A 225-nucleotide genomic window follows, 5' to 3' on the forward strand; every position below is an offset into this window, starting at 1 on the left:
GCTTGATGACGTTGAGTTCACTATCAACTGGTCATCCGGGTCTAATCCATACACATACGTCAATTTACCAAATAAGTTCAGGTTGTTTATCGCTCTCGGTCGGTAAGCAAAACCAACCATCGATTCCGTGTAGTTACTCACCACTTCACTGTTGTTTCTGTGCTCCCCTAACGTCTTGGCAAAATCAAACTGTACCAGCCAGCTTAAGTCTTCATTGACCACCGT

General features: G+C 44.4%; 1 protein-coding gene. It reads left to right on the plus strand.

Going from position 1 to position 225, the window contains the following annotated elements:
• Nucleotides 1-218, plus strand: a 218-nt coding sequence (locus J3U35_RS05555) for a hypothetical protein (protein WP_267360106.1), incomplete at its 5' end; no start/stop codon positions are given.
• Nucleotides 219-225 lie beyond the last annotated feature (7 nt).

This window comes from Gilliamella sp. B2717 (assembly GCF_026536675.1).
In the GTDB taxonomy this organism is placed as follows: domain Bacteria; phylum Pseudomonadota; class Gammaproteobacteria; order Enterobacterales; family Orbaceae; genus Gilliamella; species Gilliamella apicola_I.